Source organism: Pantoea sp. MT58 (assembly GCF_014495885.1).
GTDB classification, from domain to species: domain Bacteria; phylum Pseudomonadota; class Gammaproteobacteria; order Enterobacterales; family Enterobacteriaceae; genus Pantoea; species Pantoea eucalypti.
In genome coordinates this window covers 2,662,801-2,681,873 of record NZ_CP061083.1, presented here as the reverse complement: position 1 = coordinate 2,681,873, position 19,073 = coordinate 2,662,801, and the positions used below count along the sequence as shown (strand labels likewise).

At 54.1% G+C, this 19,073-nt stretch carries 17 protein-coding genes; 10 read left to right on the top strand and 7 right to left on the bottom strand.

Translation table 11 applies throughout. The annotated features are described in order from the left end of the window. Positions 1–36: 36 nt before the first annotated feature. The 5 genes from ssuB to ssuE are packed head-to-tail and all read right to left on the bottom strand — an operon-like array spanning position 37 to position 4,301. Positions 37–825: an aliphatic sulfonates ABC transporter ATP-binding protein gene (ssuB, locus tag IAI47_RS12740; RefSeq protein WP_008925860.1), complete on the bottom strand. Its 789-nt coding sequence runs from the start codon at positions 823–825 to the stop codon at positions 37–39. Beyond that, positions 822–1,613, bottom strand: a complete 792-nt coding sequence (gene ssuC, locus IAI47_RS12735) for an aliphatic sulfonate ABC transporter permease SsuC (RefSeq protein WP_008925861.1) — start codon at positions 1,611–1,613, stop codon at positions 822–824. The genes ssuB and ssuC overlap by 4 nt, the downstream gene beginning before the upstream one ends. Before the next feature lie 10 nt (positions 1,614–1,623). Beyond that, positions 1,624–2,772, bottom strand: a complete 1,149-nt coding sequence (ssuD, locus tag IAI47_RS12730; RefSeq protein WP_008925862.1) for an FMNH2-dependent alkanesulfonate monooxygenase — start codon at positions 2,770–2,772, stop codon at positions 1,624–1,626. 12 nt (positions 2,773–2,784) lie between these two features. Beyond that, positions 2,785–3,738 carry a sulfonate ABC transporter substrate-binding protein gene (locus IAI47_RS12725; RefSeq protein ID WP_008925863.1) on the bottom strand — a complete coding sequence of 318 codons (954 nt, stop codon included), beginning with the start codon at positions 3,736–3,738 and terminating at the stop codon, positions 2,785–2,787. Positions 3,739–3,749: 11 nt separating this feature from the next. After that, entirely contained in the window at positions 3,750–4,301 is a 552-nt protein-coding gene (gene ssuE / locus IAI47_RS12720) for an NADPH-dependent FMN reductase (protein WP_008925864.1), read from the bottom strand. 749 nt (positions 4,302–5,050) lie between these two features. On the opposite strand from ssuE, the gene IAI47_RS12715 reads away from it, so the two are divergent. From IAI47_RS12715 to IAI47_RS12700, 4 genes are all read left to right on the top strand, one after another. Beyond that, positions 5,051–6,031: a glycosyltransferase family 2 protein gene (locus IAI47_RS12715; protein WP_008925865.1), complete on the top strand. Its 981-nt coding sequence runs from the start codon at positions 5,051–5,053 to the stop codon at positions 6,029–6,031. Positions 6,032–6,132: 101 nt separating this feature from the next. Continuing rightward, positions 6,133–7,434 (top strand): flippase, encoded by a 1,302-nt coding sequence (locus tag IAI47_RS12710; RefSeq protein WP_008925866.1) that lies wholly within the window; start codon positions 6,133–6,135, stop codon positions 7,432–7,434. 134 nt (positions 7,435–7,568) lie between these two features. Next, the gene (gene pyrD, locus IAI47_RS12705) at positions 7,569–8,579 is read left to right on the top strand and encodes a quinone-dependent dihydroorotate dehydrogenase (protein WP_008925867.1); all 1,011 of its coding nucleotides are present in this window, start codon (positions 7,569–7,571) and stop codon (positions 8,577–8,579) included. A gap of 152 nt (positions 8,580–8,731) precedes the next feature. Then, positions 8,732–9,274 (top strand): cell division protein ZapC, encoded by a 543-nt coding sequence (locus tag IAI47_RS12700; protein ID WP_008925868.1) that lies wholly within the window; start codon positions 8,732–8,734, stop codon positions 9,272–9,274. Here IAI47_RS12700 and IAI47_RS12695 read toward each other — a convergent pair whose 3' ends face one another. Beyond that, positions 9,275–10,384, bottom strand: a complete 1,110-nt coding sequence (locus IAI47_RS12695) for a YcbX family protein (protein ID WP_008925869.1) — start codon at positions 10,382–10,384, stop codon at positions 9,275–9,277. Positions 10,385–10,494: 110 nt separating this feature from the next. Here IAI47_RS12695 and rlmKL point away from each other — a divergent pair, with 110 nt between their 5' ends. The 6 genes from rlmKL (at position 10,495) to rmf (ending at position 18,458) form a co-directional block, all read left to right on the top strand. Then, positions 10,495–12,609, top strand: a complete 2,115-nt coding sequence (rlmKL, locus tag IAI47_RS12690; protein ID WP_008925870.1) for a bifunctional 23S rRNA (guanine(2069)-N(7))-methyltransferase RlmK/23S rRNA (guanine(2445)-N(2))-methyltransferase RlmL — start codon at positions 10,495–10,497, stop codon at positions 12,607–12,609. Between the two features lie 6 nt (positions 12,610–12,615). Beyond that, positions 12,616–14,532, top strand: coding sequence for an ABC transporter ATP-binding protein (locus tag IAI47_RS12685; protein ID WP_008925871.1), 1,917 nt, complete (start codon positions 12,616–12,618; stop codon positions 14,530–14,532). A gap of 14 nt (positions 14,533–14,546) precedes the next feature. Then, positions 14,547–15,815, top strand: a complete 1,269-nt coding sequence (pqiA, locus tag IAI47_RS12680; protein WP_008925872.1) for a membrane integrity-associated transporter subunit PqiA — start codon at positions 14,547–14,549, stop codon at positions 15,813–15,815. Continuing rightward, the gene (pqiB, locus tag IAI47_RS12675) at positions 15,802–17,445 is read left to right on the top strand and encodes an intermembrane transport protein PqiB (protein WP_008925873.1); all 1,644 of its coding nucleotides are present in this window, start codon (positions 15,802–15,804) and stop codon (positions 17,443–17,445) included. The genes pqiA and pqiB overlap by 14 nt, the downstream gene beginning before the upstream one ends. Continuing rightward, complete coding sequence (gene pqiC, locus IAI47_RS12670) at positions 17,442–18,011, top strand: membrane integrity-associated transporter subunit PqiC (RefSeq protein ID WP_008925874.1); 570 nt, start codon at positions 17,442–17,444, stop codon at positions 18,009–18,011. The genes pqiB and pqiC overlap by 4 nt, the downstream gene beginning before the upstream one ends. Positions 18,012–18,290: 279 nt before the next feature. Then, entirely contained in the window at positions 18,291–18,458 is a 168-nt protein-coding gene (gene rmf / locus IAI47_RS12665) for a ribosome modulation factor (protein WP_008925875.1), read from the top strand. Between the two features lie 68 nt (positions 18,459–18,526). Here the strand turns inward: rmf and fabA are convergent, their stop codons facing one another. Beyond that, complete coding sequence (fabA, locus tag IAI47_RS12660) at positions 18,527–19,045, bottom strand: bifunctional 3-hydroxydecanoyl-ACP dehydratase/trans-2-decenoyl-ACP isomerase (RefSeq protein WP_008925876.1); 519 nt, start codon at positions 19,043–19,045, stop codon at positions 18,527–18,529. Positions 19,046–19,073 lie beyond the last annotated feature (28 nt).

Here is a 19,073-nt window from a genome sequence, read left to right as displayed (position 1 = left end):
AAAACGCCTGATGCACTGCATCAGGCGTTTTTTATTTCAGCGCTGTTGCGCGTAACGGACGGGCTGCGGGCGTTCCGTGCGCTGCATCACCCGATCCAGTACCTCCGCTTCCAGTTCGGCCAGCCGCGCAGATCCACGACGCCGCGGACGGGGCAGGTCCACCAGCAGATCCAGACCGATCTCGCCCTCTTCAATCAACAGCACGCGATCCGCCATTGCCACCGCTTCACTGACATCATGTGTGACCAGCAACACAGTAAAATGATGCTGTTGCCACAGTGACTCAATCAATCCCTGCATTTCAATGCGCGTCAGGGCATCCAGTGCGCCCAGCGGTTCATCCAGCAGCAGCAAACCCGGTCGATGGATCAGCGCCCTGGCCAGTGCCACGCGCTGTTTCTGACCGCCAGAGAGTGCAGCCGGCCACTCACTGGCCCGATCGGCCAGTCCTACCGCCGCCAGGGCATCCATTGCCGCGCTGCGCCATTCGCGTCCGCGCAGGCCCAGACCGACGTTATCGATCACTTTTTTCCACGGCAGCAGTCGCGCATCCTGAAACATCAGGCGGATATCTTCTCGCGCTGACTGCAGCGGCGCATTGCCCGCCAGCAGTTCACCGCTGGAACTCTGTTCAAGTCCCGCCAGCAGACGCAGCAGAGTGCTTTTGCCACAGCCGCTGCGACCCACTACCGCCACAAACTGACCTGAAGGAATATGCAGGTCGATCTTATTGAGTATGGTGCGACTGCCATACTGTTTGCTGACGCCGTTGACGCCAACCGGCGTACCGGTGTTGAGGCGGGCCGGTGAGAAAGTCTGGCTCATGCGTTCTCCTCCTTCAGTTGGTAAGCGGGATGCCAGCGCAGCCAGACACGTTCCAGTAACAACGCGGCGACATCCGCCAGTTTGCCGAGCAGGGCGTAGAGAATAATGGCCACCACCACCACATCGGTCTGCAGGAATTCACGCGCATTCATCGCCAGATAGCCGATGCCAGAACTGGCGGAGATAGTCTCGGCGACAATCAGCGTCAGCCACATCAGACCCAGCGCGAAACGCACGCCGACCATGATATTGGGCAGTGCACCGGGCAGGATCACCTGAATAAACAGGCTCCAGCCGGAGAGGCCATAGCTGCGGGCCATCTCAACCAGCCCGCGATCAATGTTGCGGATGCCATGATAAGTATTCAGGTAGATCGGGAACAGCGTGCCCAGCGCCACCAGAAAGATTTTGGCGGATTCATCAATGCCGAACCAGAGGATCACCAGCGGGATCAGTGCCAGATGCGGCACATTACGCAGCATCTGCAGCGAGGTATCCAGCAACCGCTCACCGGTTTTTGAGGTGCCCGTGATTAAGCCCAGCAGCAGGCCGAGAGATCCACCGATGCTGAAGCCGATCAGCGCCCGCCAGCTGCTGATCGCCAGGTGCTGCCAGAGTTCACCGCTGGCGGTCAGCTGCCAGAAGGTGGTCACGATCTTCTCCGGTGCGGGCAGAATGCGGTTTGATAACCAGCCGGTCTGTGAGGCTATCTGCCACACCACGACCAGCAGCGTTGGCAGGAGCCAGGGTAGCAACGTATCAGCAAGGCGTTTTCGGGTTCTGGCCATCATGCTCTCCTCAGCCCCGGGCGACTTTTTTCTCAGGGGTAAAATCGTTGGCGACCGCTTCACCGTGCGCCTGAACCACCCGCGGCTGAGGCACCAGGGGAACCTGCAGATCCAGATGCGGGAACAGCAGTTCGCCAACGCGATACGCCTCTTCCAGATGCGGATACCCCGACAGGATAAAGGTCTCGATGCCCAGCGCTTCATACTCCCTGATACGTGCGGCAACCGTCGGACCATCGCCGACCAGCGCCGTACCGGCTCCGCTGCGCACCAGGCCCACGCCGGCCCACAGGTTCGGGCTGATTTCGAGCTTGTCGCGTCGACCGCCGTGCAGGGCGGCCATCCGGCGCTGACCCACAGAATCTGCCCGCTGGAACGCTGCCTGTGCTTTCGCGATAGTGGCGTCATCGACATTGGCAATCAGCCGGTCAGCGGCCTGCCAGGCTTCTTCATTTGTTTCACGCACAATCACATGCAGACGGATGCCGAAGAGTACGGTGCGTCCCTGAGCAGCGGCTTTTGCACGCACCTGGTCAATCTTCTCTTTGACCTGTGCAGGCGGCTCACCCCAGGTGAGATAAACATCGACCTGTTCGGCCGCCAGCTCCTGGGCCGGTTCAGAAGAGCCACCGAACCAGAGTGGCGGACGAGGCTGCTGCACCGGTTTAAACATCAGACGCGCGCCGCGAACCTTCACGTGCCTGCCTTCATAATCGACGGTTTCGCCTTCCAGCACCCGACGCCAGACACGGGTAAACTCGGCAGACTCTGCGTAACGCTCACGGTGATCCAGGAACACACCGTCGCCCGCCAGCTCTTCCGGATCGCCGCCGGTCACCAGATTGAACAGCGCGCGGCCATTGGAGAGCCGATCCAGAGTGGCAGCCTGACGCGCCGCCTGAGTCGGTGAAATCACGCCGGGGCGCAGCGCCACCAGGAAGCGCAGACGCTGAGTGACCGGAATCAGCGAGGCGGCAACCAGCCAGGCATCTTCGCATGAACGGCCGGTCGGGATTAATACGCCACCGAAGCCGAGGCGGTCGGCGGCCTGTGCCACCTGTTGCAGATAGGCGTGATCAACCGGTCGCGCCCCTTCGGCAGTACCAAGATAGTGGCCGTCGCCATGCGTTGGCAGAAACCAGAAAATGGATACGCTCATTATTGTTGCTCCTTATTGCGTTACGGTATGCGGTTGCCAGATGCGATCCTGAATCGTCACTTTTACGGGCAACAGATGATTGGCATAGAACAGGTCAGCGGTGCGCTGCTGAGCCGCAGCGGTTTCAGCGCTCACCGGTGAAATCCGGGTTGGTGGCCGATGGCAGAGATAGCTGGCGATAACCGGTTCAGGCAGACCCATTGCCTGCGCCAGCAGTGTGGTGCTCTGCTGACGCTGGCTGATTGTCAGCGCATCGGCCGCGCTAAAGGTATCGAGAACCTGCTGGATAAAGGCGCCATGGGCTTCGGCATAGCTGCGGGTCGCTAAATAGAATGAGCCAGTCAGATTAAGTGCGCTGCCATCAGTCAGCAGACGCGAATGACCCTGCAACAGCACCGAGGAGTAGTAGGGGTCCCAGATTGCCCAGGCATCAACATCTCCCTGCTGGAAGGCGGCGCGCGCATCGGCGGGTGTCAGATAAACCGGTGTAATATCTTTAAAACTCAGGCCCGCCTGCTGTAAGGCGCGAAGCAGTAAATTGTGCGAGCTGGAGCCTTTCTGGAACGCGACCTTTTTCCCTTTCAGATCTGCGACCTGTTTCAGAGGACTCTCTTTTGGGACCAGAATCACTTCTGCTTTGGGCTTTGGCGGCTCAGAGCCGACATAAAGCAGATCCGCGCCAGCGGCCTGGGCAAACAGTGGCGGAAGGTCACCGGTGCTGCCGAGGTCAATACTGTTGATGTTCAGCGCTTCCAGCATTTGTGGACCCGCCGGGAACTCGATCCACTTAATCTGAGTATGGGGAAAACGCTTCTCCAGTAACTGATGTGATTTTGCCAGCACCATGCTGACTGAACCTTTCTGATAGCCGATACGAATCTCAGCCGGATCGGATTCGGCGGCCTGAACCAGAGGGGCGATGAGTAAAAGGCCTGCCACCAGCCACTTTCCAACTATTTGCTTCATCGAACTCTTCCTTATACCGCTTGTGCAACGGGGTGGTGGTGACGGGTCAGCGCCAGCCAGAACGCAGTGACGGCTTCATCCAGACGCTGTGACAGTGAATCCTGTAAAACCGGCTGACGATCGTAGTGGGTAATCTGGCTGTCCTCGGCATAAACACCGTGCAGGATCTCCTGCGCCTTTAAGGCGTTAAGAACCGGTTTCAGGGCGTAATCCAGCGCCAGCATGTGGCCGACACTGCCGCCGCTGGCCAGCGGCAACACAACCTTGTGCTCGAGTGCACGTTCAGGTAGCAAATCGAGCAGGGTTTTCAGCGCGCCTGAAAAGGACGCCTTATAAACAGGTGTCGCCACAATCAGGCCATCAGCAGACGCGAGGTCTTCACGGAGGGCCAGGAGTGCGGGTGCATCAAAACGTGCATTGATCAGATCGTCAGGCTGAAAGTTGTGAATATTCCAGGGAATGACTTCAATGCCACGCGCTTCCAGCTTGTGCTGACACAGCGTCAGTAATGAAGTCGAGCGGGAAGGAAATCGTGGGCTGCCAGCCAGCGTAATAACGCGCATCATCACTCCTTATAACTAAAAGTTATTGATTATCTAAAGTTGAGAACTAATGGCTTCATACTGTCAGAGCTACGGAGTGGGCTTAAATGATTTATCCGGCAAAGTAAGGGTGAAAAATGCAAATAGAAGACGCCGCTGCAGAAGGGAACGCATAAGCTTCCGATAATTCTTAATTTAGGTTCCGGCAGGCGGTGAATTGATTAAGGAGTGTGATACGAGATGGTCAAAACGGGGGAGGGTGCTGAAAAAAATCGTTTTCGTCTGATTGCTTAATCAATCTTCCTGAGAGTCATACAGCGTTAAAGCGAAGCGGTGAGCATAACAGCCCCTCTGAGCGGCACAGAATCTGCCTGTCTGCGGAAGCCCCTGCCTGAAGCTAAGATTAATCGCAGAAAGAAAACTGCAATGAAAATGAAGTAATGGTGAAGTTATTCACTATTACAGATGTTCTCTTACACATTCCTGAACATGGTTACGTCTGCTTTGCCGGGCTATTTTAAATCGATCATCAACGGTTTTAACATTTACGCGGACTATAGATGCACTTTCATTAACAGTGATTTTCACAGGAAACGTTAAGATAATTTTTACGACTGGTCTTTATTCGCATTACCGGTTTAAGATAATCAGGCCAAATGAAAGCTATCATAATAATAGCGCATTACTCTTTTCGACGTTTCGCCTCTGGTCAGGACCTGCATCTGGCAGGTGACGCGTATTGTCTTTTTTCTAACAGCAGAGAATTGCCTATGTCTGACACTCTATTATCTGTAATTATTCCAACTTACAATGTTGAAAAATATATTGTGGAGTGCGTCGATTCATTATTACGTCAGGTTAAAGCGCCCAATGAAATACTCATTGTGAATGATGGTTCCACCGATGGAACATTAGCCTTACTTGAACAGAATTATGCGCATCTTCCTCAGGTGAAAATAATTACCACTGAAAATGGAGGCGCCGGTCAGGCCCGGGATGTGGGCATTGCACAGGCGAAGGGACAGTTTCTCTTTTTCTGTGATCCGGACGACGTCGTGGCGGACGGCCTGGTGGCCGAGCTGGCCAGGGTGGCGGAAACGCATCCTGAAACGGACCTGTTCTGTTTTAAATCGTGTGTATTCCGCGATGGTCAGATTGACATCACTTCACCAAAAGTGAGGCACGAACTCTTTGGCCAGCAAAAGCCACAGGAGGTCCTGCTGGCGCTGCTGCGTAATGGCAGCTATACCTCGGCGGCCTGGAGTTATGTCATCAGCAAACGCGTTATTGAGCAGCATAAATTGCGCTTTGTTAAACGTGTTCATGAAGACCACAATTTTACCCTTTCCTGTTTTATGAAAAGTCAGCAGGCCTGGGTCAGTCATCAGGTCTATTATAAACAGCGTATTCGCAACGGTTCACTGACCAACAGTACTAAAAGCAATGAGTTTTTCCATCAGCGCTATGACGCTTTTATGCACGCCTACAACACGTTAACCGGATCGATGGTTAAATCAGCATGGCGTGACACCCTGGAAAAAGCCTATTTAGTTCACTCGTTTCGTCTGATGATCTATTTATCACTCTACAATCGAACACCTGTTCCTGAATATGTGCTGAATGCTATTCGCTTTTTGGGACGTAATGTAAAAGCAGAGAGCTTTAAAGAGCGGTTATTGTTTAATCGTCCTGAACTGTTTATTGCGCTGCAGCATTACAAAGTCAAAAAAGAGTTGAAAAACGCGGCCTGATCACAAAAAACAGCCTGATTCTGAAAAATGTGAAGCGATATTGTTTATGCCTTAGCGAAATGAGAAGGTGAGACATGCAATGTGTATAAGGTTGTTGCGTCATGGCAAAAGTTCTTGATAAAAGTCTGATTATTAATATTTTCTCCCTGCTGGCCTATCGTGGTGCGTCGTTTCTTTTTCCGCTGGCGACGCTGCCCTATCTTGCCCGTGTTCTGGGTGTAGAGCAGATGGGTACGCTGGCACTGGCGATCGCCTGTGTGCTCTATTGCAGTACCATCTCTGACTGGGGATTCAATGTCTTTACCACCAAAGATATTGCTCACCATCGTGATGACAAAGAACGCGTCACTCAGCTTTTCTGGTCAACATTTAACGCCAAGCTGATGCTGCTGGTGGTGACCAGCGGTACGCTGCTGACCGCGACCTGGTTCAATCCTGCCTGGCATCCGTTGTTCTTTATCATCCTGGCGAACTGCACCACGCTGATAGGCTCGTTGTTTTCATTTGGCTGGCTGATGCAGGGCTTTGAGAAGTTGGGTAAGACGGCAATGATCGCTACCTTCGGGAACTTCTGTGCGATTCCGCTAACGTTTTTACTGGTGAAATCCCCGCAGGATACCTGGCTGGCTGCCCTGATCCCTGGCACTGTCTCGATCATCAGTGCAGCGATTACGCTGAAGTTTGTGCTGGAGATGAAGGTCATTGGCCGTTATCGCTTTGAGCCCCGTGAAATCAAACAGCGCATCACCGACAGCATGGATGTCTTTATCGCCATTGCCGGTGCCAATCTGTTCAACAGCGTCAACGTCGTGATTCTCGCTTCCTTTACCTCCACCTATATGGTGGGTATCTATAACGGTGCGGATCGTCTGCGTAAAGCCGCTAACTCTGTGCCAGAGCAGATTGGCAGCGCCTTCTTCCCGCGCGTCAGTCATCTGTTTGGCCGGGATAAACGGGCTGCCATTGCAGCGACGCGCAAAAGCCTGCTGCTGTCGTTTTCCCTGAGTCTGTCGATTGTGATCTTTACCTGGTTCTTTGCTGACCTGGTGGTTTCAATCTTACTGGGTAAGGACTTTATTCCGTCGGCGGATGTGCTGCGTGTCTTTGTGCTCTGCTTCCTGTTTGGCAACATTGCTTATCCGGCCGGATTACAGATTCTGATTCCACATGGTTTAGCGCGTCAGCGTATGTGGGTGATGATGGCCGCGGGTGTGATTAACGTGCCGCTGTGCTGTTTCCTGGCGTGGAAGTTTGGTGCGATCGGGGCCGCATGGTCGATGGTCGGGGCAGAAGCGTTCGTCTGCATCGGTATTTTTGGCATCATGCAGCGTCACGGGATCCTGCGGGAATATCTGTTCCCCTCGCAGGTGGAAAATCGCCCCGTAAACGATTCCGCTGCGTAAGATCAAGGGATTTTCAGTTAACTTCCCACCACCCCGCAGTTCGATTTACTTTTGCGCCAGAGCACTTTACCATTCTGGCGCACATTTTCCCGTGCACCGACTTCCACGATCGCTTCCGTCCTTCAGGAGAGTGCATGTTTTATCCTATCGTCCGACCGGCGCTGTTTAAACTCGACCCCGAACGCGCACACGAACTCACCTTTCAGCAACTACGCTTTATGAGCGGCACGCCACTTGAGATGTTCTATCGCCAGACTCTGCCGTCGCGTCCGGTTACCTGTATGGGACTGACCTTTAAGAACGCCCTGGGTCTGGCCGCCGGGCTGGATAAGAACGCAGAGTGTATTGATGCGTTTGCCGCGATGGGCTTTGGTTTTGTTGAAGTCGGTACCGTCACGCCGCGCCCTCAGGCGGGTAATGATAAGCCACGCATGTTTCGGCTGGTGGAAGCAGGCGGAATTATCAATCGGATGGGATTTAATAATCTGGGTGTCGATCATCTGGTTGAAAACGTGAAAAAAGCGCGTTTTAACGGCGTGCTGGGAATCAATATCGGTAAAAATAAAGATACGCCAGTCGAGCAGGGCAAAGATGATTATCTGATCTGCATGGAGAAGGTCTATGCCCACGCCGGTTATATCGCCATCAATATTTCCTCCCCTAACACGCCAGGTTTGCGTTCGCTGCAATATGGCGAGGCGCTGGATGATCTGCTCTCCTCAATCAAACAAAAACAAAAAGAGCTGGAACAGCGTCACCTTAAATATGTTCCGCTGGCCGTGAAAATTGCGCCCGATCTCTCGGAAGAGGAGTTAATTCAGGTCGCAGACAGTTTAATTCGTCATCAGATTGATGGTGTTATTGCCTGCAATACCACCCTCGATCGTTCGCTGGTTAGTGGACTCAAATATGCTGAGGAAGCAGGCGGATTAAGTGGCCGGCCAGTTCAGTCCCGGAGCACAGCGGTTATCCAGCGCCTCTCTCAGGAACTGCAGGGACGCCTGCCGATTATTGGCGTTGGGGGCATTGATTCTTTAACGGCCGCACGTGAAAAAATCGCCGCCGGGGCAACATTAGTTCAGATTTATTCAGGTTTTATTTATCAGGGACCGGGCTTAATTAAAGATATCGTTACCAATATCTAAGACAATTCTCACAATGACGGGCCGGGGGCTTTATTTATCCCCTCGGCTCGTTTATATTTTGTCCTGTTGCACGCTTTTTCAGCTTTTCCTTATGTTTCTTTTTCGCTGAATTCTGCGTGATTTTTGGCGCAGCGGTAAATACAGGGCACACGATGAAAATTAAACCCGATGATAACTGGCGTTGGTATTTTGACAGCAGCCACGATCGAATGATGCTCGATCTGGCCGACGGTATGCTGTTTCGTTCCCGCTATTCCCGCAAAATGCTCACACCGGACGCTTTCGCTGAATCGGGCTTTTGTGTCGATGACGCTGCTCTTTATTACACGTTTGAAGAGACCTGCCGTCATTGCAAACTCAGTGGCAGTCACCGTGCTGAGTTGGTGTTAAACGCACTGGTCGCTGCCCGCTTTCTCAAACCCCTGATGCCTAAAAGCTGGCATTTCACCTCATATGCCCCGGCCATGCAGCCTCGTCCTGGCGAAATGGTACAGGTTACGCTGGCTGAAGAGGGAACACAGGCACGTCTGCTGGTGGTTGAAAGTGGTGATAATGCGGCGCTCTGTCTGCTGGCGCAGCAAGGTCTCACGCTGGCGGGAAAAAACATGGTGCTCGGCGATGCCATCAAAGTGATGAACGATCGCCTGCAGCCCTGGCATGAGGACGTTGCTGCACCTTTCGCCCGCGCTGTCTGATCATCTCAGTTCAACATCGCCCGCCGGAATACAGCTACAGCTTAACAGTGTGCCGTCCTGACGCAGGGCACTCTGTTTCAGCGCCTTCACCTCACCTGCGACCAGATTCAGCTTGCAACTGCCACAGAGACCTGCACGACAGGAATAGGGTATGCGAAAGCCCTGCATCTCCAGTTGATCCAGTAACACCTGCTGATTATCCCCGGTGAATGTCTGACCCTGATAAGTAATGTTCACGGTTTCAGGCGCCTGTTTTTCTGGTTTCAACGTTTCAACCACTTCACCCGCCCCATACCTGCGCGATGCATGACGTTTCAGGACAATCATTTCATCACCCGCACGCACCACGCCGCTGCTACGCGCCACTAAGTTCAGGCCGAAATCGATGTCACCACTGCCATCCTGAGCGGTACGAAAAGTCTGCAACGTCGCCAGCGGATGACCGGTGGGATGCTTAACGCCGGTCTCGGTGCTGACCGTGGTGAGCACACAGCGACTGCAGGGCTTTGGCACCTCGAATATCACGTCGCCAATCTGAATTTCTGCCCAGCTATCTTCATCCCATGCGGCAGCACCGCTGACGACCAGATTCGGACGAAACTGTTCGGCTCGGACGCTGGCCGGGCAGCGTTGTTGCAGATCATGCAGCGACGCGTTGTTGATCAGCAAAAACGGAAAGCCATCGGCAAAGCTAAGCGGAATATGATCAAACTTTTTGACCCGGCGGCTGGGTTGTGGCCCGACCCAGCGCAACTGAACGTCGCGCGGGAAGAACTGGCTCAGCCACTGATTTATCGCAAGGGGCGCTATGCGCGCGGTAAAATGATTACCCCAGACTTCGGTGGGATGATCCTGCTCATCGAAATCGCTGAAGCGGATCAGGGACTGACTCCCATCTGGCGCCGCCAGCAACAGGCCATCCGGCAGAATCGCGGGCGTAAAGCGCACCATCTCCGGGTGCTGGCGGGCGGTAATAAAGGTGCCATCAGGTTCGGTCACCATAAACAGACGATCAAACGCCAGTCCGCTGTCAGTGACCAGCGCGTGTGATAACGCTAATCCCCGCATCGACTTCACAGGATGAATAAATAAGCGGGAAAGCGTGATCATGGTGTTCTCCTTGAACCCGACGCGCGACACAAAAGAAGCTAACTTTATGACATAGGTCTCCGATTCGCTATAATGCGCGACAATTTTCTCAAGAGTTAAAAAGTGACGATATGAATTCTCTGTTTGCCAGCACGGCGCGTGGGCTCGAAGAGCTGTTAAAAAGTGAGCTGGACGCGCTGGGCGCGCAGGATTTGCAAGTGGTGCAGGGAGGCGTTCACTACGAAGCCGACGATCGCGCCATGTACCAAAGTCTGATGTGGAGTCGTTTAGCATCACGCATCCTGTTGCCGCTGGGAGAGTTTGGCGTCTACAGCGATCTTGATCTCTATCTGGGTGTACAGAGCGTGGACTGGCCGACGATGTTCGGCAGCGACAAAACGTTTGTCGTGCATTTCAGCGGCACCAACGACTCGATTCGTAATAGCCAGTTTGGCGCGCTGAAAGTGAAAGATGCCATCGTGGACAGCTTTACCCGTCAAAACCTCGAGCGGCCGAATGTCGATCGTGAGCAGGCGGATATCCGTGTCAACGTCTGGCTGAATGACGATCGTGCCAGTATTGCGCTGGATCTCAGCGGCAGCTCGCTGCATCAGCGCGGCTATCGGCAGCAAACCGGTCAGGCACCGTTGAAAGAGACGCTGGCCGCAGCGATTGTGCTGCGTTCTGGCTGGGAGCCGACCACGCCGCTGATCGATCCGATGTGTGGTTCCGGTACGCTGCTGATTGAAGCCGCACTGATCGCCTGCGATCGCGCACCAGGCCTGCTGCGCAAGCACTGGGGCTTCACCGCCTGGAGCCAGTTTAATGCGGCTCTGTGGCAGGATGTGAAAGCCGAGGCGCAGGCGCGTGCCCGTGCGGGCACCGCCGCCACCCAGGCGCGCTTCTTTGGCTATGATAATAATGGCCGTGTACTGGAGTGGGCGCAGTCGAATGCCCGTCGTGCAGGCGTTTATGAACTCTTTACCTTTGCTCAACAGGACCTGCTGAAGCTGACCAATCCGGTCGATCCGGCTGTGCATGGCACGGTGCTGAGCAATCCGCCTTACGGTGAACGTCTGGAGAGCGAACCCGCCCTCATTGCGCTGCACAGCCAGCTTGGACGTCTGATGAAGCAGCATTTTGGCGGCTGGAATCTGTCGCTGTTCAGCGCCTCGCCTGAACTGCTGAGCTGCCTGCAACTGCGTGCCGACCGCCAGTTCAAAGCGAAAAACGGTCCGCTGGATTGCGTTCAGAAAAATTATCAGCTGGCGGTCAACAGCCATGAAAGCGCCGGTCAGATTGCGGAAGATTACGCGAACCGTCTGCGTAAAAATGTGAAAAAGCTGGAGAAGTGGGCGCGTCAGGAAGGCATTGAATGCTACCGCATTTATGACGCCGATCTGCCAGACTACAACGTCGCTGTCGATCGCTATGGCGACTGGGTGATTATCCAGGAATACGCGCCACCGAAAACGATCGATCCGAACAAAGCGCGTCAGCGCCTGTTCGATGTGATCAGCGCGACCCTGAGCGTACTGGAACTGCCTGCCGACCGTCTGATTATGAAAACGCGTGAGCGTCAGAAAGGCAAAGCGCAGTATCAGAAGCTCAGCGAAAAGGGCGACTATTTCGAAGTTAAAGAGTTTAATGCGCATTTCTGGGTGAATCTGACCGACTATCTCGATACCGGCCTGTTCCTCGATCACCGCATTGCCCGTAAAATGCTCGGCCAGATGAGCCAGGGCAAAGATTTCCTGAACCTGTTTGCCTATACCGGCACCGCCAGTGTGCATGCCGGTCTGGGTGGGGCGCGTTCGACCACCACGGTCGATATGTCGCGGACCTATCTGGAGTGGGCGGAGCGCAACCTGCGTCTTAACGGACTGACCGGGCGTCAGCACCGCCTGATGCAGGCAGACTGCCTGAGCTGGCTGAATGAGAGTGACGAGAATTTTGACCTGATCTTTATCGATCCGCCAACCTTCTCCAACTCAAAACGTATGGAAGAGAGCTTTGACGTTCAGCGCGATCATATGATGCTGATGCGTAACCTGAAGCGCCTGCTGCGTCGCGGCGGCACCATCATGTTCTCCAATAACAAACGCGGTTTCAAAATGGACATGGATGGCCTGAAAGCACTGGGCCTGCAGGCGCAGGATATTACCCAGAAAACACAGTCGCAGGACTTCGCGCGTAACCGTCAAATTCACAACTGCTGGCTGATCACTCACGCCGGTAAGGAATAAGATTACATGTCATTAATCAGTATCCACGGCGCTTATCTCTCCTTCAGCGATGCGCCGCTGCTAGACAACACCGAACTGCACATTGAAGAGAACGAACGCGTCTGTCTGGTGGGCCGTAACGGTGCAGGTAAATCCACACTGATGAAAATCATCAACGGCGAACAGCCGCTGGATGATGGCCGCATTATTTATGAAACCGATCTGGTGGTTGCGCGTCTGCAACAGGATCCACCGCGTAACATCACCGGTTCGGTCTATGACTTCGTGGCTGAGGGCGTTGAAGAGCAGGCTGAGCATCTGAAAGCCTATCACGCCATTTCCCATGTGGTGATGGACGATCCAAGCGATAAAAACCTCAATGAGATGGCGCGTCTGCAGACTATTCTCGACCATCAGAATTTGTGGCAGCTGGAAAGCCGCATCCATGACGTGCTGGAGCAGATTGGTCTGCAGCCCGATACCGAACTGTCGTCGCTCTCTGGCGGCTGGCTGCGTAAAGCGGCGCTGGGCCGTGCGCTGGTCAGTAACCCGCGCGTGCTGATGCTGGATGAGCCAACCAACCACCTCGATATTGAAACCATCGACTGGCTGGAAACGTTCCTGAAGAACTTCACCGGCAGCATCATCTTTATTTCGCATGACCGTTCGTTTATCCGCAACATGGCGACACGTATCGTCGATCTCGACCGCGGCAAGCTGGTCTCCTGGCCGGGCAACTACGATCTCTATCTGGAAGGCAAAGAAGAAGCCTTGCGCGTTGAAGAGATGCAGAACGCAGAATTCGACCGCAAGCTTGCGCAGGAAGAGGTGTGGATCCGTCAGGGCATCAAAGCCCGTCGTACACGTAACGAAGGCCGTGTGCGTGCGCTGAAAGCGCTGCGTCGTGAGCATTCGGAACGTCGCGAAGTCATGGGCAAAGCCAACATGCAGGTGGGCGAAGCGTCCCGCTCCGGCAAAATTGTGTTTGAGCTGGAACATGTCGACTACGCGGTCGACGGCAAAGTGCTGGTGAAGGATTTCTCAACCCAGGTTCAGCGTGGCGACAAAATTGCGCTGATTGGACCGAACGGTTGCGGTAAAACCACCTTACTGCGTCTGATGCTGCAGCAATTAAAAGCGGATCATGGCCGCGTGCATTCCGGCACCAAGCTGGAAGTGGCCTACTTTGACCAGCATCGCGCTGAACTGGATCCGGATCGCACCGTGATGGACAACCTGGCCGAAGGCAAGCAGGAAGTGCTGGTTAACGGCAAACCGCGCCACGTGCTGGGCTATCTGCAGGACTTCCTGTTCCATCCTAAACGTGCCATGACGCCGGTGCGCGCACTTTCGGGTGGTGAACGTAACCGCCTGTTGCTGGCGCGTCTGTTCCTGCGTCCCAGCAACCTGATGATTCTGGATGAACCAACAAACGACCTCGACGTCGAAACGCTGGAACTGCTGGAAGAGCTGATTGATGGTTATCAGGGCACCGTCTTACTGGTCAGTCACGATCGTCAGTTCGTCGACAATACCGTCACTGAGTGCTGGATTTTTGAAGGCAACGGCGAAATCGGCACCTTTGTGGGCGGTTATCACGATGCTCAGCAGCAGCGCGCCGCCTACCGTCAGCACAGAGCTGCCACACCCGCAAAAGCGACGGCTAATACCGCTAAGCCTGCCGCAGAGAAGAGTGATGCGAAGCGTAACGTAAATAAACTCAGCTACAACCTGGCGCGAGAGCTGGAACAGTTGCCGCAAAAACTGGAGCAGCTGGAGGCGCGCATCGGCGAACTGCAGGCGAAGATGAGTCACCCGGACTTCTTCAGTCAGGCACACGATCAGACACAGCCGGTGCTGGATAATCTGGCGCAGGCTGAGCAGGAGCTGGAAACCGCTTTTGCGCGCTGGGAAGAGCTTGAGTCACTGAAAAACGGCGCGTAGGGCAGGGCTAACGGATGTGTTCAGCAGTGAAAAGTAACGCGTGGATACTTTGTCCACAATGCGATTTAATGATTAAGCTGCCGGACATTCCCGTTGGCAGCCGTGCATCATGCCCGCGCTGCCACACCTCCCTGACGGCCAACTGGCACGAGCCGCGCAAACGACCGACGGGCTATGCGCTGGCAGCACTCTTTATGCTGCTGCTGGCGAATCTGTTTCCTTTCGTCTCAATGAAAGTTGCGGGGCTGACCAGCCAGATTACACTTTCGCAGATCCCCAAGGTCATGGTGACGGAAGATTACAGCAGCCTGGCGACGCTGTTCCTGCTCTTTGTGCAGGCGGTCCCGGCTTTCTGCATGATCACCATTATACTGCTGGTCAATCCGGTTCCTTTTCCAACCCGACTTAAAATTGGTCTGGCACGCATCCTGTTTCAGCTGCGTAACTGGGGCATGGCAGAAATTTTTATGGCGGGCGTGCTGGTCAGCTTCGTCAAACTGATGGCCTACGGTGAGATTGGCCTGGAGACCAGTTTCTGGCCGTGGGTGTTGTTTTGTCTGTTACAACTTCGGGCCTTTCAGTGCGTTGACCGGCGCGAGTTGTGGGAGAGTCTCTCCCCCCGACCCGCGCTACCTCATCTGCCCGAAGTGGGCATCAGTGGTTTAGAGCAGGGCCTGCGTTCCTGCCCATGCTGTACGGCCATTCTGCCTGAAGCTGAGCATACCTGTCCGCGCTGCGGCGTAACGGCGCAGGCGCGACGAAAGCACAGCCTGCAGTGGACGCTGGCGCTGTTGTTTACCTCCATACTGCTTTATATCCCCGCCAACCTGTTGCCGATCATGGTGACGGAAACCCTCGGCACAGCGTATCCCTCTAATATTATGGCGGGGGTGATTGTGCTGTGGGATGACGGTTCTTATCCGGTAGCGCTGGTGATTTTTATCGCCAGCATTATGGTGCCTACGCTAAAAATGCTGGCGATTGGCTGGCTCTGCTGGGATGCCAGCGGGCGCGGACGGCGTGACAGCCACAGGATGCACAAAATTTATGAAGTGGTTGAATTTGTTGGCCGCTGGTCAATGATTGACGTGTTTGTGATTGCCGTGCTCTCTGCGCTGGTGCGTATGGGGCAATTAATGAATGTTTATCCCGCGTGGGGGGCAGTACTGTTTGCGATGGTGGTGATTATCACCATGATTGCTGCCATGACCTTTGACCCGCGATTAACCTGGGATCGTGTACGCGAAAACAATATGAAGGAGTCGCGCCTTGACGGAAACTAACCACGGCCATGCAAAGGTGGAACAGATTAAGCGCTGGTCGCCGGTCTGGATTGTCCCCATCGTTACGCTGTTAATTGGCGGGTGGATCCTGTTCTACCATTTCAGCCATCAGGGGCCTGAAGTCACCTTAATCACCGAAAACGCCGAAGGCATTGTTGCGGGTAAAACCACAATTAAAAGTCGCAGCGTGGATGTCGGTATCGTGGAGAGCGCGGTGTTAAGCGACGATCTCCACCATGTAGAAATTAAGGCCCGTCTTAATGCGGGTATGGGAAAACTGCTGCATAAAGACAGTGTTTTCTGGGTAGTGAAACCGCAAATAGGACGTGAAGGCATCAGCGGGCTGGGAACGCTGCTGTCAGGTGCCTACATTGAATTACAGCCCGGCACCAAAAGTGAAGCGCCAGAACAGTTTAACCTGCTCGATGCCCCTCCTTTAGCGCCGCCAGATGCGAAAGGTATCCGCATTATTCTCGACAGCAAAAAAGCGGGTCAGCTTAATCCGGGCGATCCGGTGCTGTTCCGCGGCTATCGCGTCGGTACGGTTGAGACCAGCGTTTTTGATACTGATAAACGTATGATGACCTATCAGCTGTTTGTCGCTGCGCCTTACGACCGCCTGGTGACGACCAACGTGCGTTTCTGGAAGGACAGCGGTATCGCCGTGGATATGTCTGCCTCTGGCATGCGCGTAGAAATGGGTTCGCTCACGACGCTCTTCAGTGGTGGCGTCAGTTTTGATGTGCCGGATGGCTGGGAACTGGGTGAGCCTGCGCAGAACAAATCTGATTATCATCTGTTTGACGATCAGCGCAGTATTCAGGACTCACTTTATACCAACCATATTGATTACCTGATGTTCTTCACCGACTCGATTCGTGGTCTTCAGGCAGGCGCGCCGGTTGAGTTCCGGGGTATTCGTCTGGGTACCGTTTCTGAAGCGCCATTGATGAAAGCAGGCCTGGATCAGGCGCTGAATAATGATTACCGCGTACCGGTACTGATTCGTATTGAGCCGGATCGCTTTATCAGCCGGCTGGGTGAAAATTTCGATCTTGAACAGCATCTGCAGGATGGTAAGAAACGCGGTCTGCGTGCCACGCTGAAAACGGGCAACCTGCTGTCGGGCGCACTCTATGTCGATCTCGACTTCTATGACAATGCGCCAGCCTATAAAGGACCACAGAAAGTCTCTGGCTATGAAGTGATCCCAACGGTCAGTGGTGGCCTGAGCCAGATTCAGCAGAAGCTGATGGCGGCACTGGATAAAATCAACAGTCTTCCACTGAACGGCATGGTTAACGAAGCCACAGGTACACTGAAAGAGAGCCAGAAAACGATGCGTGATCTGCAGCGCACCATCGACAACATCAACAAAGTCACTGGCAGTCCGGCGATGAAAACGCTGCCGGAAGATCTGCAGCAGACATTGCGCGAGCTGAACCGCAGCATGAAGGGCCTGCAGCCAGGTTCGCCAGCTTACACCAAAGTGGTAGGCGATATGCAGCGACTGGATCAGGTACTGCGTGAACTTCAGCCGGTACTGAGAACGCTCAACAATAAGAGCAATGCGCTGGTATTTGAGGCGAAACCGGGACAGGATCCCCAGCCGAAGAGGGCGAAACAGTGAAGAAAGGATTGATACTTTGTGCCGCGCTGGTGTTAAGTGCGTGCAGTAGCAGCGTTGACAATACCTGGTATCAGCTGCCCTCCGGGGCGGCATCCATGCAGGTCAGCAGCAGCCAGCTGAATGAAGCGCAGCCCATGTTGTGGGTGCAGCAGGTGACGGTGCCGGATTATCTGGCAGGCAATGGACTGGTTTATCAGACCAGCGATGTCAAATATGTCATCGCCACAAATAATCTCTGGGCCAGTCCGCTCGATCAGCAGTTGCAGCAGACGCTGATCACTAACCTGAGCAAGGCGTTGCCAGGCCGGCTGGTGGCCGGTTCACCGTTAGGTGCGCAACACGATACGCTTAACGTGACGGTCACCGGCTTCCAGGGACGTTACGATGGCAAAGCGATCGTCAGTGGTGAATGGACGCTGGAACATCAGGGCCGTCTGACTAAGCAGGCGTTTAATCTGGTTCTGCCGCAAACCGAAGATGGCTATGATGCTATGGTCCGTACGCTGGCGGCGGGCTGGCAACAGACTGCGCAGAAGATTGCCAACAGTGTGGTTGCGTTAAATTAAGATTAATGTGAATAAATAAGCTAAGCCCCTGTCCGGTTGTCGTGATTTTTCGACGCCGGCCAGGGGCTTTTTTATTAGCTTAATCAGAGAGATGGTGTTGATGTGTGCATCACAAAACGCCGTTATTTTTACCGATTAAGGTCACATTTATGACACTGGCATGAAGATTGAGCATTGATCTTTGGATTCGCAGGAGGTAGAACATAAGGGTGGTTGAACATTAAATCACCACTTTTCTTTCCACCAGATTCCACAGACCTTACATGAGGGACACGGAGTATGAAGAGACAGAAACGAGACCGCCTCGAACGCGCCCATTCACGTGGTTATCAGGCAGGCATTACTGGACGCTCAAAAGAGATGTGTCCGTATCAGTTGATTGACGCTAAGTCTCACTGGTTGGGAGGTTGGCGACAAGCCATGGAGGACAGGTCGGTAGCTGCATAACCGGATGTCACTGAAAAGGGAATATAACCTCCGCCATGCGCGGAGGTTTTTGTTTCCGGAGGAAACGCTTAGAAAGCGGCGGTATCTTTAAACAGGCCGACTTTCAGATCGCTGGCGGTATAGATCAGATTACCGTCAACCAGCACTTCACCATCTGCCACGCCCATCACCAGTTTACGGTTGATCACGCGTTTGAAGTGAATGCGGTAAGTAACTTTCTTCGCTTCTGGCAACACCTGACCGGTGAATTTCACTTCACCCACGCCCAGTGCACGGCCTTTACCTTCGCCGCCCAGCCAGCCCAGATAGAAACCAACCAGCTGCCACATGGCATCCAGGCCCAGGCAGCCCGGCATCACCGGATCGCCAATGAAGTGGCAACCGAAGAACCAGAGATCGGGATTGATATCCAGCTCCGCTTCAACAAAGCCTTTGTCATATTTGCCGCCGTCTTCGGTCATTTTGACCACGCGGTCCATCATCAGCATGTTGCCGGATGGAAGCGGCGGACCATTTTCGCCAAACAGTTCACCACGACCTGACAGAATCAGATCTTCTTTGGTATAGGATTCGCGTTTATCTACCATGTTTTCAATAAGCCTTGTTTTAGTGAAT